We start from the raw sequence: 16,505 nt of genomic DNA on the forward strand, positions 1-16,505 counted from the left end.
CTAGCTGATTCAGATAAGCTTATGCTCATTGAAACACTCTGGCTCTCAAGTTCACTTATTCTTGCAGAGGCACTTGCTGACTCTGACTCTCTTATGCTCTCAGAGATACTTGCTGACTCTGATAAACTTGCTGATGTTGATGCGCTCTCGCTCGCTGAAGTACTTGCACTTGTTGATGCACTCTCTGATGCTGATGTACTTGCGCTTGTTGATGCGCTTGTGCTTGCTGACTCACTTGCTGAAGTGCTTGCGCTTGTTGATGCACTTGTACTTGCTGAAGTGCTTGCACTTGTTGAAGCACTTGTGCTTGCTGACTCACTTGCTGATGCTGAAGTACTTGCGCTTGTTGATGCAGATTCACTAGCTGATGTGCTTGCACTTGTTGAAGCGCTTGTGCTTGCTGACTGGCTCTCTGATGCACTAGTTGAAGCTGAAGTGCTAGCTGATGTAGATGCACTTTCGCTTGCACTAGCTGATTCAGATAAGCTGATGCTCATTGAAACACTCTGGCTCTCAAGTTCACTTATTCTTGCATAGGCACTTGCTGACTCTGACTCTCTTATGCTCTCAGAGATACTTGCTGACTCTGATAAACTTGCTGATGTTGATGCGCTCTCACTTGCTGAAGTACTTGCACTTGTTGATGCACTTGTGCTTGCTGAGCTGCTCTGGCTTGCTGAAGTGCTTGCGCTTGTTGATGCACTTGTACTTGCTGAAGTGCTGGCACTTATTGATGCACTTGTGCTTGCAGATGTGCTTGCACTTGTCGACGCACTCTCGCTCGCTGAAGTACTTGTGCTTGTCGATGCACTCTCGCTTGCCGCTGTACTTGCACTTGTCGATGCGCTTGTGCTTGCTGATGTTGACTCAGAAGCTGATGTACTGTTGCTTAGTGAAGCTGATGTTGATGCAGATTCACTTGCTGATGTACTTGCACTTGTCGATGCACTCTCGCTTGCTGATGTACTTGCACTTGTTGATGCACTTGTGCTTGCTGAGCTGCTCTGGCTTGCTGAAGTTGACTCAGAAGCTGATGTTGAGGCACTCTCGCTTGCTGATGTGCTTGCACTTGTTGATGCACTTTCGCTTGCCGATGTGCTTGCACTTGTTGACGCACTTGTGCTTGCTGATGTGCTTGCGCTTGTCGATGCACTTGTGCTTGCTGACTCACTTGCTGACGCTGAGCTGCTCTGGCTTGCTGATGTTGACTCAGAAGCTGATGCACTGTTGCTTAGTGAAGCTGATGTTGATGCAGATTCACTTGCTGAAGTACTTGCGCTTGTTGAGGCACTTGTACTTGCAGACTGGCTCTCTGATGCACTAGTTGAAGCAGAAGTGCTAGCTGATGTAGATGCACTCTCTGATGCTGAAGTACTTGCACTTGTTGACGCGCTTGTGCTTGCTGATGTACTTGCACTTGTTGATGCAGATTCACTTGCTGAGATACTTGCGCTTGTGCTTGCAGATAATGATGCACTCTGGCTTGCTGAAATACTCTCACTGATGTACTGTGAAAGGCTTGCGCTAAGTGACTCGCTTATACTCTGGCTCATTGACGCGCTTGCTGAATTAGAAGCACTCACTGACTCAGATCTTGAAAGAGATGCGCTTTCAGATGCCTTAGCGCTCTCTGATAATGACTGGCTACGTGACTCAGAAGTCTGAGCTGAAGCAGATGCACTCTCTGATAATGATTCACTTCTTGACTGAGATGACTGATTAGATGCAGATGCACTTTCAGACATTGACTCACTTCTTGAAGCTGATGAACTCTCAGATGCCTTTGCGCTCTCGCTGATTGACTCTGTCCAAGAATCAGACTCAGAAGAAACTTCAGATACTGTCTCACTTACAGAATCTGAAACCGAAGTAAACTCACTTCTCTCATGAGCGTAATCATCTTTTCCCTTATCAAAATCATTGATTGAGAAATATGTATAGCCCTTAACTCCAAAATTGCCGTCTTTTGCCTGACCAGCATTATTGAAGTATACGTCTGTGTCTTCCTTAGCTTTTGCTACAAAGCTATCCTTAAAATTAACACTGTAGCTTGTTGAGCTAGCTGATGTATATAAAGTAACAGTCTGTGTCCAATTACTTGCACCATGATCATCTATAGTAGCTGTAAATGTATATGTGCCATTTCCATTGTTAACAATTCTAGAATTTCTATAGAAATAAGTCTTACCACCAATCTTGATTCTCTGATTGTTGTAAGAAACTGTATTTCCATTACCATCTGTAAGTGTTGAGTATGTTCCAACGCCCTGTGAATTAGAAACGACTACACCAAGGGTATTGTCTGCAGAGTTTCTGCAAACACCTGAAAGCTGTCCATTCCAAATATTATCTGCAGATGTATAGCTACCTAAATCATGATAGATAACCTGTCCATCTTCTGAATAATAAATATTTGACCATGGATTATTATTCTGAGCTACAACATTTTTTGTAGTTCCATTATATGAATTCCAAGAAAGAGTAAACGAATCATCTTCCTTGATTGTAACCTTTACATCGTCAGCTATTTGCTGGCCATTTACATAGTAACGACATACTGTTGACTCAGTACCATCAGCAGCTGTCTCTGTTTCATACTTCCATGTGAGCACATTGCCATTAGCATCTGTATACTGGTTTGTCTTCTTAACAACCATGATTCCAGATACTACATTTGGATTATCATGCTCTTTACCCTGAGATGGGCTATCATAGAATCCAGGAACTAATGCATTTCCATCTTTATCTACTGTTACATAATCAAAATACGCATACTTTGTCTCGCCTGCTGCATCGATATATGTAACCTTTACACCGTTAGTATTGTAGTTGCTGAAATCCCAATCACTATAAAGGATTTCTCCAACATAACCTTCCTGATAGAAAGAGTACTGAATAAGAAGGTTCGCAAGCTTATCACCATAACCATAGTAGTTATTTGATCTATCATCATGGTTAAGATACTGACCATTTCTTATAGCTCTTCTCTGTACTGCCTCAAGCTCAGCTCTTGCTTCCTCAATTTCCTTAATAAGATTTTCAAGATAATCATCTTCTGCACCTTCCGAGAAAGAAGTTGAAGCTGAATCATATGAAGACTCTGCCTCAGACATAGCCTCAGAAAGACTCTCGCTCTCAGAATTCATTTTTTCAGATGCTGACTCTGATGTGCTAGCAAGTGACTCATTCTCAGATGTTAAAGACTCTGCTGCTGACTCTGATGTGCTGGCAAGAGACTCGTTCTCTGATGCTAAAGACTCTGCTGCTGACTCTGATGTACTAGCGATTGACTCGTTTTCTGATGTTAATGATTCGGCTGCTGAATTTGATGTCGAAGAAATCTGTGACTCTTCTGTAGAAAAAGAAGTGCTAGCTGCTTCAGATTGAGCTATTACTTCTGAAGAAACATCATCCCCCATTGTTCCTTGAGCTTCTACGTTTTCCCCCTCGGCATTTACCGCTGTCGCCTGAGCTGTTAGGTCAACCTCTTCAAGTTCCGTAGCCGTCTCCTCAACCACAGTCTCTTGGGTTGTCTCCTCCTGAACGCTCTCGACAGTAGTTTCAACAACTTCTCTCGCCTGCTCTTGAGTAACCTCTACTGTGATTACCCCTCCAGCATTGGCGGCCGCCTGCTCCTCTCCAAGCTCGGCAGCATATGCTAAATTTGCGTCCCCGAATACAGAAGCACCTCCAACTGTTGCACCTGTAATGGCAACTCCTTTTAATAAATTTTCAACTTTTTTCTTTGACATAATGTATAACCTCTCTCGTTTATACAAAAAATTAAATCTAACCTCAATGTATGAGTTATTGTATCACGTTGATTTTATTTTAAAAGAGCTTTTCGTAACTGTTCTTGCCAAATAATGGACGTTTTTGCCAAATAATTATGTAACACACCTTTTTCACTGTTTTCATTATTTAATATAACGCTCTTTTAAGGTAAAAAAAAGGGGACAAAGTAACCAATGTTACCCTGTCCCTATATGTCTATTTTAGATAATCAATAGGTCTCACAAAGGTAGCCATGCACTGTGAATCTCCTCCCCGATGTTGAACAAGTAGAAAGTGTGGTTACCTTATCTTTAGAAGTTAGGCCCTTTCCTATTTCAATATCTTTATACGAATGATTTAATAGCTCACTGATATAATCACCAAACTCATCGGAATCCGAGTAAGGCACACCATATACCCAAGAAGCGGCATCCGTATCAAAATATGAGAATATCTCATATCTATACTTTTTATCTGCAGTGATAATCTGGAAATACTTATGCTCCTGCAGATAGTTATCATCTGTTTTATAGAACTTCAAGCTGCCAAACATTGAAAGATTTCTCATGTTGTGGCCATATAGTACATTATGACTGTCAGCGAAACTAGGGAGATTATATCCCTCCAGGAAAATACTACCTGCCGTAGCACTCTCACCATCCATAGTCATACGCAAATATTTGTCATCATCCCCTGAATATAATATAGGATAGCTTATATCTGTTCCCTCAACATATAGCCAGCCTATTACATCAGGATTAATCGCCTGAAGCGACGAAACATCGACATCCATCATATCATACCATTGCTGATTAGTCTCGGATAAATTTACATATTTTTCATTTAAATTGTTATATAAATCATTAGACTTCTGATATCCCATGTAAATAAAAAGGAAACCAGCAACAGAACCAAATACAATTACAAGTCCTGTAAACAAAATAATTTTGGGATTTAGACCTGATTTCTTTTTCTTTTCAGGCTCATCCTCATCTGCCTTTTTCTTTTTTGATTTCTCTCCCACGCTAGATAATATAGCCCCAACAAGCACCATAACAATGGCTACTATCTTTCCTACTGGCTCCGATAAAAATGCGGCCACATTTCCCATTATAGGAAAATATTTCTCTGCCTTTCCTAATACATTGGTATAAGCCACTGGTGTGAAATCAGCGGTTTCATTGGCATCACCCTTTGTAGTAATGAGCATCTGGCTCTCGTCGATAGACTCCACTCTATGAGTGACTACGCTGGCACCTGCCTCAAATGAAATAATATCTCCCTCTGAGATTTCAGAAAAATCCACCGGCTTAACATAAACTATGGACCCAACCGGAATAGTCGGCTCCATCGACCCTGATATGACATTGTAGCTCTGGTATCCTAGCAACTTAGGAAACACTATAGGCACAAATGCCACAATCACCATTATTAATAATATCTTCCCTATTACTCTTAATATTTTCTCCATAGGCCAATTATAGCACAAAAATGGCCCTAGGGGACGGGGTTAGTGGGCCATTTTCTGAAAAGTCTTAAAATGGCCCACTAACCCCGTCCCCTAGGGCCATTCCTACAAAAAAGCGCCCAACCGAAGTTGGGCGCCATGAATTACAAATTATTCTTTTGTATCCTCTTTCTTCACTGACTTGGCAATTACAGCCTTACGCTTTTTGTTTGCAACAAGTAGTGCGATAAGGATTATAACTACTGCGATAATAGCAATTAAGATTCCAATAATCATATTGCGTCTGAAATTATCTTTTGCAGTCTCGCCGTGCTTTGCTGTATCTGGATCGTCGATGTCGATTACATCAAGTGGTGTCTGCTCATCCTCGATAGTGGTCTCATCAGCACCATCATTTCCATCACCAGCTTCAGCATTATCTTCCCCGGCGTTTGCATCTGCATTTGCTGCACCATTGCCACCAGCAGCTGGACGGGTATTTCTTCCACCATCTACTGTTCTAGTGCCACGGTTTACATACTGATACTCGTAAACTGGCTCACCATAGACTGTCTCTGATGAGTAGGTCGTTTCGTCAATGTATCTAACCTTGCCATCGTACTTAGTATACTGGAATGTAAATACTGTATTCTCTTTAAGACCTGCAGATGTTGTGCGATAAAGTGCATCTGGATAATAATTATCGATATGTCTTGCTGGAACTAAAACAATCTCACCTGGTGTACCCCAGTAAATATCATCTGGAGCAAGTGCATTACCATCAGCATCCACGTATCTGACTGTATAAGGAATGGTAGAACCTACGCCATAAGCTACAACGTAATCCTCATCACCCTCAACAGTTCCATTTAAAGTCACTGCTCTGTTACCATCTGCATCTTTTGTTGCCTGTGTAACAATTGTATCTCCACCAGAAACTCTAAGTCCGCTAAGATAATATTTTGTATTTCCTGTCTCAGCATTTGGACTAATCTGAATCAACTGATCTACTCGAATATCTATTTCATCGCCATATTCAAGCTCTTTGATAGTAAGCACATCATCTTTTACAGATACACACTCGTCACCGTATTTAGCTTTAAGAGAATCAACACCCTCGCTAATAAATGAGGCATCCTCATTGTTGCCTATTAAAATTTTAACCTCGTATGTATAGCTTTCAGCCTTTGCTATATTAGGGTTAAGATTTGCAAGAGTAAGTACAAAGACAAATGTAAGGATGAGGCCAAGTAATTTCTTTGCTTTTTTCATCTAGGCCACCTCCTCTTCTTTCTTGTCTCTTGTAATGATGAAATACCATAAAATCATCAAAAGACCTGCAAAAAGAGCGATTCCACACATTACAAGTGGGAAAAGTGAATCGCCAGTAAGTGGATTGCCGCCATCAAGAGGGATAGAATCATCCTCGATAACTACCACTTCTGTACCACCATCAAGAGTATTAACAACCCTCTTTACCACTGTGTTGTGACGTTCTTCTGTATCACCTTCGCGAGCTGAGTCAGTTGGTTCTGCGCCAAATTTAATCTCAAGCTCAGCAAGTGTAGACATATAATTATTGGTCTGTGAGTTACCATCAAGAGTAACTGTAACTGTCACCTGACCTGATTTACCAACTTCTAATGAACCAAGGGAAAAATAAGAGCCCTCGCTGCCATTAACCTGATTAAGACCTACAACTTCTGAAGCATTCTCATCACCACCGATTGTCTCACTGTCAAATAGTGGCTCCTCCATTTCAGAACAAGTAATCTTGTATGTATAAGATCCACCTGTTGCTATAGACCCCTCTTCCAAAGTCTTAATAACATCTGCACTCATATAAAATGTAGCATCTGATTTTGAACCGTTAATATAGTTTACAGTGTATTCGATTGTATCCCCTGGCATAGTATCCTTGATAACTGCCTTTTCTGGGTCATAATTAGATTTCATTGCTGAACCTGTATAAGTAACATCCCATGGTTCAATTTTAAGTGTCTCTGCATGTGCTGTCGTTCCTGCAAAAGCGAAGCCTGCGGTCATCACCATGAGAGCAAGAACTATATTCAAATGTAACTTTTTCATTATTCTCTCCTATTAGTTAACTGCTGCTCCATTAATTGAAGTAATAACGCCATTATCATCAACTTCTACATGAACACCCCACGCTCCAAGTATTGCATCCTCAGCATTGTGTGTCTGGACTGCATCTACCATAATTTCTACATAAAATGTCTTGCCGTTGTACTTGTACTCGTCAACAACAACACCTGTCTTGTCACCATCAACTGTCTTTACGTAAGTAAGGACCTCGTTGCCGATTGTGACTGATTTAATAAGGTCATGAGACTCATTATAAGCAAGAGGCTTAGCTAAATAATAAACTTTGCGCTCTAGGGTCTCTTCTGTCTTATCTTCATACCAACCATCGGCTACCTCTAAGTTTATGAGTTCAGGATCAAGGAATGTATCTTTATTTTTTCCATCCTGCCAGTATTTATATACATATACTCTCACATACTCGTCATAGCCACCTTCAGAAGTATTGACCACTCTCACATTTTCATCGTATTTCTTACCAACTGTAAAAGGAATGTCATTAGACTTATCCGAATCATTAGTCTTCATTGCCTCAGCAATAGATGGAAATGTAAGGGAATCCGCAGAATTAACTGCAGCATAATCATCTCCCTGCTTTTCCTGAAGCTCTACCTGAAGCTTGGCTGTTGAAAAATCAACCTGCTCAGATTGGCTTGAATATGTAATTGCCGCTCTTGTGGCTCCCACAGAGCTTGCTGCAACAACAAGCATACCAACTGCAAGTATTACAAGAGGATTCTTTACTATCTTTTTCATTAGTTATCACCCTCCCCTTGTCCGTTATCTGTATCAGTAGACTGATTTTGCTGAGCTGCTGGTTCATTACCCTGATTAGAAAACTTTGCATCATAGTCGCTGCGGCTCATAACTGTCTTGGTCCAATCAGCCGATACATTATCGCCATCATAAATAGCAAGTGTAGCTTCCTGAATGATTACCACATTAAAGCTATTTTCTACAGCTGTATTATCCTTAACCTTAATCTGAAGCTGTAACTCTGGTGCAGTCTCGTGAGCTTTAACTACATCCTTGTAATAGTAGTAGCCGTCGTCCTTAAGCTCCCAACCAGCTGATGTCTTATCAACAACAGATGCATCATAATTGCTTCCATATACAGCCTTTACTCTGATAAACACATCATAGTTGCCTGTGTTTTCAACCGTAATATGCTTAACCAGACCGTCAACTGTCTCATGTGGAGTAAGCCTTGAATCACCAAGAGAAAGTGTCACTCCACCAGTTGCCTCCTTAGTGTCTGTAAAATATGCCATTGTAGTTTTGACTGACGCCAAACTCACTAGGGCTAGAGCTGCGGCAATCATAAGATACTTTTTAAACTTCATACTTTAATTGCCTCCCTCTATATTGTTTCCTGTATACTTATAATTTACAGTTTCAAGTCCATCAGTTGTGGTCTCTACTTTTTCAAATGTATTTACTACGCTAATTCCACCTTCATCAAGATGCTCATCGTAATCATTTGTAAATTCTACAGTGCCTGTCTCACCAGCCTTTAAATCCTCAATTATCTGAGTCTTGTTCTCCTCAACATCTATCTGGTAGCTAGCCCCTGAATATACCTCTGTAACAGTAATTGTTGTTCCTGCTGGAACACTGTCAATAGTGATTGATTTTGTAAAAGCTCCGTCTACATAATTGTCATTTTTATCAAATGTAAGTGTGTAAACATTGCTGAAAACAGTCTTTGAATCTCTTGTTGCCTCTACATCAAATATGAAGCTTGCTGTTCCAAGAGAATCATTAAATGTCTTAAGATTCTTAGTAATAATTACCTTGCCGTACTTAGGCTTAGCCTCTGACTTAAGTAAAAAACTTGCATCATACTTCCACTCATCACTGCCTGAACCAAGGGTTATATAATCACTTGTTGGAGCGTATAAGATGTATGATGTAAATGTATAGTTAAAATCATTATCTGAACAGTCATGTGGAACAAAAAGATAAATACCTGCGCCATTTGAAATTTTCGCAGTAGCATTTGTAAGACCGTCCTTTGTCTTAGTAGCTGTAATTGTATCAGTAGGCTCAACTGCATCTGACTGGGCAATTGGCTTTACCTTTTCTACTATCTCAGTCTTAACTTCGTCTTCTGAAGTCTTATTTGTTAAAACCGAAAGGTCTGCTTTGCTGTTTGCAAAGTCAGGAGTCAGCCCCTTGATATTACCGCTTTCATCAAGCTCTGCTATCTTGTATAAATCAATGACTATCTCACCCTCATAGCTTGTGGCAAACTGAGAAGCATCTCCCGCTCCAATAGCAGCAGAAATATTTACATCTGCAGTCAAATCAATATGACCAGCAGCATTTACACTGTAGGCTCCAAATGAAGCCGCAAGCGTAACTACTGTTGCAGCGATCGCTATAAGTTTTTTCCTACTAAACCCTAAATTTTTCACTGAGCTCTCCCTTCAGCTTTCTTATTACTCTTTTTGAATAACTTTCGAATTATAAGAATAAGAATAATTGCTACGATTAAACCAGCTATACCGATAATCACATAATAATTCTTAACAGTTTCTACAACGGCCTCGGCACCCTTTGGAGGTTCATCCTCTCCTAGGTACTCAACTCTTGTGCCTCTCACTAAAAGTCTGTGAGTGTTAACACCGTATGGTGTACATGTAAACAAAGTAACGTAATCTTTGCCAGGCTCTACTTTCATTGCTTCAGCAAGAGTATTAATATCCTCCGCTGGTATAGCATCCGAAATCTCGTCTACCTGATAGGCAAGCGTCTCATCTAAAACATGGATGTAAAACTTGTCTCCAACCTGAAGCTGGTCAATATTGGTAAAAAGCTCTGCACTTGGCAAACCTCTATGACCAACAATAACTGAATGTGTACTCTCACCTCCAATAGGAAGTGCTGTTCCATTCATATGTCCAACTGCCTTCTGTATGTACTCATCAAAAGTACCATGCATAATGGACAACTTTACTTTTATCTTTGGAATGGACAAATAGCCCATAACTCCATCGCCATTAATATTTAAAACTGAATAGTACTGAGAATTCAAAAACTCTTCAGTTGGTGTAACTGCATTTCCATCAGCTGCTGCACCAAATGCATCTGTACCAATGGCGTTTTCAGTAATATTTGCATTAAATGCCCTAGCAGCTTCCCAGTAAGCGGAATAATCTTCCTCTGTCATCTCACTGAGAGAATCCTCATACTGACGGATTACCGTGCTCTGTACATAGTTGTTCCATTCATTTGAAATGGTTGGATAAGCTAAAAAACCAGCTCCAACTATGAATAATAAAATTACTAAAAACCTAACTAATTTCTGTTTCACGCTTGTTCCTTTTTCGTGCGCTTTCTGTCATACAAATAAAGTAAAAGTATAAATGCACCTACGATTGCAAGTCCTACGATTACCCATAAAAGATAATTAGTATGAAGACTTACTGCTCCAAATGTAGGAGTCTTAGCATCTGCAAGAAGTGTTGGTGTGTACTCTACTCTGTGTCCTGTAACCATAAGTCTTTGAGTGTTTACTCCATATGGCGTACATGTGATAAGTGTACATAAATCCTTGCCAGGCTGAACTGCAAGCAAGCTTGTATCATCAGGCTCAACCACATCAATACGATCGACCTCGTATGCATAGTACTCATCCATGATGATAATGAAGAAATCCTCACCAACCTCCACCTTATCAAGGTCTGTAAAAAGTGTTGCGCTTGGCAAACCTCTGTGGGCACTAAGTACTGAATGTGTGTTAGGTCCACCTATTGGAAGTGAACTTCCCTCAAGATGTCCTACACCGATTTGAAGTACATCATCATTTGTTGTATGGAAAATAGGAAGCTTTACATTGATACTAGGTATCTGAATGTATCCCATAACTCCATCATCATTTGCATTTAAAATGCTCATGTAATTGCTATCTACGCCATTGGCCTCTGCTTCTGCAAAGGAATCTGGCAAGATACTTGGAAGTAATTCTTCGTTGTATACAGTTGCTTTATCAAGCTCTGCTTGTACATCAAGAGTTCCTTCCTGGATAGCTGCCTCAACTGTTGCCTCATAATCCTTAACTATTGTGGATTGAACGTGATTGTTCCATGTGTTGGCAACAAGTGGGTACACCAACAAGGACAAACCAGCAAGCATGAGAGCGCCGATGGCTATTGTCTTATAGTATTTTAGAAAAAATGCCTTCATTATTGCTGTCCTCTCCTTGGTGCTGTACACCCTGGCATACGCCAGGGTTGCACCAATTATATTTATATCTAAGTACCAGTTAGATTAAATATCAATTCTAATTACTTAGAAGCCTTTCTCTTTGTTGCAAAGAAAAGTGCTGCTGCGATAGCCATGATAGCTACACCAAGTACTGTAAAGATTGTTGTACCCATACCACCTGTGAATGGAAGCTGGATAAGATCTGGATCCACGATTGTAAGTTCTACATAGCAGTTCTTATTATTTGCTGATGTATCAGTAATCTTAGCTGTGTAAACTGTAGTATCAACTGTGTATCCCTGTGGAGCAGTCTTCTCGTTTACTGTGTAATCACCAACGCCAAGACCTGTTACTACTGCCATACCATCTTCATCAGATGTTACAACTGCTGTACCGTTTACATCATAAACATAAACGCCATCTGCTCTCTGAGAAACTGGAACTAAGTTACCCTCTGAATCCTTAACTTCGAATGTAGCACCTACTACTGCCTCGTTGTTTGAACCCTTCTTTTCGATTACGATTGTACCTGTGTAACCGGTTACTGGAGGTGTTGGAGTTGAATCCTCGCCATTTACCTGTGAGTAAGCAGCGTTCTTAAATCCATAACCATCCTCAACTTCGTCAATGTTCTTTCCAACTACACCAACATATGTAATCTTTACACCTGCATTCTTGTACTGAAGGTAATCTGTAAGATCAATCTTGTAAAGAGAATCTGCTGTAACTTCAGTAAATTCTACTGTAAATGTAGGAGCACCAGCGATTTCAACTGTTGCTGTCTTAAGTGTAAGGTTTGTTGGCTGATCAAATACTACGAATGTCTCTGCCTCGTATGGGATGTTTGTGTTGATTGTGAAGTTTACTTCCTCACCAGCCTCAACGAATCCCTTATCAGCTGTCTTCTCTGTGTTTGTTGTAGAACCCTTAGCTACGATTTCTACTGTGTTTCCCTCATAACGACCTTCTGATGTAACATCATAAGCCTTGACAACCATTGCATTGTACTCAACAAGTGAGCCTGAGATAGCTGCATAGTAAACACCAGGAGCAACATTGAACTCTACTTTTCCATCTGCTGATGTTGTAGCTGTGTACTCAGCTGAAAGATTTGCCTTTGCAGCCTCAAACTTTGTCTTGAGAGCTGTAAAGTCTGTTGTATCAGCCTTGTAAGCATCTCCAGCCCATGTGTTGTCAATTGTTACTGTGTTGTTTGTGAAATCAACAGAAGCTAATTTGTAAAGTTTTACCTCTGAAGCTTCTCTAGTAGAGATGTTTGTAATCTTTACTGTTGACTCTGTCTTGTTCTCTGCGGCAAAAGCAGTAATGCTCATCGCCATCATCATTACCATTGCAAGCGCAAGAGCAACGATTTTTCTGATTCTTTTCATTTTTTCTCTCCTTTTTTATTTGTTGTTTTATTGTTTTTCTTTGATCTATATAACAACAGCGCCGCCCCCATCATTAACAGAACTCCGCCGATTGTATATACATAGACTCCCCGTCCACCTGTCTCAGGTAGAGTATATGCAACAACATCAAAGAAACTGTATTCGTATGTTTTGATGCTGCCTGCATTGTTTACGGTAGCGTGTACTACCTTGTTTGAAGACCTAATCTTTACAGATACGCCCTCATACTTTTCATATTTGACAATCCACTCTTCGGTGCTAAGCGCGAAGCTCTTTGGTGCCTTTGTCTCTCTAAGGATGTATGTGCCATCCTTGACTGTCTGAGGCTTTGAATTTGCAGCATCTGGATTTTCTACTTCCCAGAGACTGTTAAACCAAAGGATTTCACCTTCGCTATTTGTCACACCGTAAAATACAGTGAATGTATCATCTTCGTTTCTCAACTCAAACTGTGCTCCAGCAAGAGTCTCATATGTATTAGCATTTCTCTTGATTATCTTGAATTCATAAGATTGCTTAAGTTCATTAACAATCTTTACTTGATAATCTTCTCCACTCTCTACATTGACTGTTGTAGATCTTCCTGTAAGAGAAAGTGCTGTCTCAGCTCCGTCTACAACCTGGTACATTGTAGTTTCGTATCTTTCTAAGTCAGCCTTCTCGTATTCACCATTTGCATTCTTGTCGTAAACATAGCACTCTGTAACTCTATATTCGCCTGGAAGCAAATCGATAATTGTCACTGACTGGTCAGCAAAAATATTAAATGCATCATTGCTGTAGCCAACACCAAGTAATCTATTTCCGTTGTAGTAAGAAATGATATTTGTTTGAACTATTCCATCTACAATTGGACTAACAACTTCTGTTGTGCCATCCTCAAGAACTCGCTCTACCTTGATTCCATACATTGTATCTGTAGAAGCAACTGCTGAATTACCAGTGAGTTTCTTTTCGATTGTAAGAGAACCCATTACATTCTTATTTGTAAATGTATGTGTTTCGTTGCCAAGCTTTTCAACAGAAACCTGAGCAATTGTCTTTGGTGAAAGAATAAAATCAAGTCCTGTTCTGTCATAACCGTAATTGCTTGAGTAATAGTTACCCTTTGAATTACTAATTGTGACTGGGCACTCAACCTTTGCTGTTGTGAAAAGGTTTGCTCCGCTTAAATCAACATAACCATTTCTTGGGTCATAGTAACCTGTGTAGTACATAGCCACATTTCTATATGGCTCGTGGTCTCCTCCTACCTTTTGGGTAGATGGCTTATAGTATCTAGAATCCTCTGGATAGTATGAATTGCTGTCGATTACAACAAGCTTTGTCTCGTTTGAGCCTTCATATCTAACCTTGAATGCTAGAACTGAATTCTGACCGAGCTTCTGAGAATCAGCTCTCCACTCATAGCCGTTTTGCTTAGTCATCTGAACACTCTTGGAATCAGCAACCCAATTGTAGTTGTCATCGTAGTATCCGATGAGTGTTATTTTTCCGCTATTTCCATCTAAATCGTAGATGTTAGTGATTTTTCTACCAGAATCATCACCATCAGAAACAGCATCTACTTCAATATCTATGTGACTGTATTGCTCCCCACCCTCAGTAGCTGGAGTAGGAATCAAAATTTCTTCTGTGATATTTGTGTTCTCTGTATAAGTAACCTGATGATCTACTAACTCGTATCCTGAGATATCATGCTCTTCTACATTCCAGCTGATAATCTGTGTACAATCCTCATCAGCGAAAATCTTCAGATTCTCAAGTGTGCGAGTCCAATTGTCATCTTTTGTTACAACTACAGGAGTTATAGCAGCTTCTCTGCTTCTGCAAACCGATCCGTCAAGTTTGATGTACTTTATACCAGAATCATCTGCGTATGTACCATATACATCAAATGTGATGCTGTCTGGTCTGCTGCTTGAATTATTGTCATCCCATTCCTTCTTGATTGTAAGACTCTTCTTGTAATTCTCATTCTTGAAGTTCTTAATTGTAGTAATGTCTTTCTTATTCTGATCATCCTTTTTGTAAATCTTGAAGGAACCCTGTGTCTTTGATTTAACAGAACCCTCTACTATTGAAGAAGTACCATTTACAACCTCTACTACGTAGATAGTCTTGCTTACTCTATAGCCCTTTGGAGCAGTCATCTCCTTCATATAGTAAGTTCCAGCCTCTACATTAGAGAATAAAACCTTACCAGTTGAATCAGATGTTGCTGTGTAAAGTGCTGTACCCTTGCACTCTGTATCAGCCTCACCATAGAGACCAAACTCTGCGCCAGCTAATGCACGTCCTGCGCCATCAGCCTTGTTGAAATATACATCTGTAGGAACAGCGATATTTTGATTTTTAAAGTTAAAAGTAATCTTGCAATTTGATAAAGAAGCGCCACGCTCAAGGTAGAAGAATGTAAGTGTGTGTCCGCCCTTTGCCAAAGCCTTGCGTCCTTCTTCAACTGTCTTATAACCTAAAACATTTGTATAAAGGTTTGTTCTGCTCTGTGAACCATTGTTAACTACAGATCTTGCTGCAGAATCAACAATGCAATCACCTGTTGCAAAATTGATGCGTCCCGATACAACGCCGTGGATACCACCAATATCAAGAGCTAACTTGTTGTCGATGAATACCCAAACATCATCATCGCCAGAGAATTCAAAGACTGTGTCTTTTCCATTGTCATCCTTGCCATTTTCTGCGATGTTGAAGTTAACCTGTAAATTCATACCGAAATGTGGCTCGTCCTTTGTTCCAGAGAATGGCCAGAACTGACCTTCACTATCATTTCTCTGAGTACGAGTCATTCGGTTATTTGGCTCATCAAATCTATAATCGTTTACCTTAGAATCAAATGTGTAATATCCATTTTCAAAATAGAAAGGAATAGCTACATTTTTGTATGCTAAAACATCATCTTTTCTATCCCAAGAGGTATTAGCTCCAGTTCTAGATGAGAAAAGCCAAGAATCTGGATCAAAAAGTGGTGCTACAGCATAGTTAAATGTAGGCATGTTGTTTGATAATGTATTACCTACAATACCCTGGAATGCTGTTGGATTATCTGTTGATGAATTAGTATTACATCTGTTCCATGGCTGATAGTATGCAGAACCATTTGTGATAATATCTCCACCATCATGGAAAATTAATGCATTGTTAGCATTTCCTGTTCTAAGAGAAGCATTGTTAATTGAATCCTTGCTATAGTTGAAAAGATTTGCTGAGAAATACTTGTCATCAGCAATCTCTCTATTGTCCTGATATACTAAGAAAACATTGACAGATGTTCTCTGATTGTCTCTGTCTGCTCCATTTGCAATATACTGCCAGTTATTCTCGCCCTGTCCGTAGATTGTAGCTGCCCAATATACACGGCCTGGCTCATATTTATAACTAATATTTGTAAGCTCCCTCTTATCATTAAGATAAGCGCCTCTATATGTATATCCTTCTACAGAAACTTCTCTAGCAAGAGTTGTAAAGTAATTGTTGTATGTTGCCGATACACGAGAAGACAAACTTTCATTTGTTACAAGATTTTCGTATTTAATCTC

Annotated in this window: 10 protein-coding genes and 1 pseudogene; all 11 read right to left on the reverse strand. The window is 40.0% G+C overall.

Annotated features, from left to right (window positions below; genetic code table 11):
- Positions 1-3,752, reverse strand: a pseudogene (locus tag BLP50_RS14295) (hypothetical protein); the annotation flags it as partial.
- A gap of 251 nt (positions 3,753-4,003) precedes the next feature.
- On the reverse strand, positions 4,004-5,245 hold the full coding sequence (srtB, locus tag BLP50_RS05605) for a class B sortase (RefSeq protein ID WP_176753696.1): 1,242 nt from the start codon (positions 5,243-5,245) through the stop codon (positions 4,004-4,006).
- 147 nt (positions 5,246-5,392) lie between these two features.
- Positions 5,393-6,493 (reverse strand): hypothetical protein, encoded by a 1,101-nt coding sequence (locus BLP50_RS05610; RefSeq protein WP_090152296.1) that lies wholly within the window; start codon positions 6,491-6,493, stop codon positions 5,393-5,395.
- A complete protein-coding gene (locus BLP50_RS05615; protein ID WP_090152298.1) occupies positions 6,494-7,309 on the reverse strand; it encodes a hypothetical protein in 816 nt (271 codons plus the stop codon). It lies immediately after the preceding gene.
- Between the two features lie 12 nt (positions 7,310-7,321).
- Positions 7,322-8,080, reverse strand: a complete 759-nt coding sequence (locus BLP50_RS05620; protein ID WP_090152301.1) for a hypothetical protein — start codon at positions 8,078-8,080, stop codon at positions 7,322-7,324.
- Positions 8,080-8,667, reverse strand: a complete 588-nt coding sequence (locus BLP50_RS05625) for a SipW-dependent-type signal peptide-containing protein (RefSeq protein ID WP_090152304.1) — start codon at positions 8,665-8,667, stop codon at positions 8,080-8,082. The genes BLP50_RS05620 and BLP50_RS05625 overlap by 1 nt, the downstream gene beginning before the upstream one ends.
- Before the next feature lie 3 nt (positions 8,668-8,670).
- Positions 8,671-9,741 carry a DUF5979 domain-containing protein gene (locus BLP50_RS05630; RefSeq protein ID WP_090152306.1) on the reverse strand — a complete coding sequence of 357 codons (1,071 nt, stop codon included), beginning with the start codon at positions 9,739-9,741 and terminating at the stop codon, positions 8,671-8,673.
- Positions 9,738-10,640, reverse strand: a complete 903-nt coding sequence (locus BLP50_RS05635; RefSeq protein ID WP_090152311.1) for a class C sortase — start codon at positions 10,638-10,640, stop codon at positions 9,738-9,740. Before BLP50_RS05635 ends, BLP50_RS05630 begins: the two co-directional genes overlap by 4 nt.
- Positions 10,637-11,512 (reverse strand): class C sortase, encoded by an 876-nt coding sequence (locus tag BLP50_RS05640; RefSeq protein ID WP_090152314.1) that lies wholly within the window; start codon positions 11,510-11,512, stop codon positions 10,637-10,639. The genes BLP50_RS05635 and BLP50_RS05640 overlap by 4 nt, the downstream gene beginning before the upstream one ends.
- Positions 11,513-11,613: 101 nt before the next feature.
- Positions 11,614-12,924: a SpaA isopeptide-forming pilin-related protein gene (locus BLP50_RS05645; protein WP_090152318.1), complete on the reverse strand. Its 1,311-nt coding sequence runs from the start codon at positions 12,922-12,924 to the stop codon at positions 11,614-11,616.
- Positions 12,921-15,962, reverse strand: a complete 3,042-nt coding sequence (locus BLP50_RS14640; RefSeq protein ID WP_442960187.1) for a SpaA isopeptide-forming pilin-related protein — start codon at positions 15,960-15,962, stop codon at positions 12,921-12,923. The genes BLP50_RS05645 and BLP50_RS14640 overlap by 4 nt, the downstream gene beginning before the upstream one ends.
- Positions 15,963-16,505: the final 543 nt, after the last annotated feature.

It is taken from the genome of Pseudobutyrivibrio sp. AR14 (assembly GCF_900101325.1).
Lineage (GTDB): Bacteria > Bacillota > Clostridia > Lachnospirales > Lachnospiraceae > Pseudobutyrivibrio.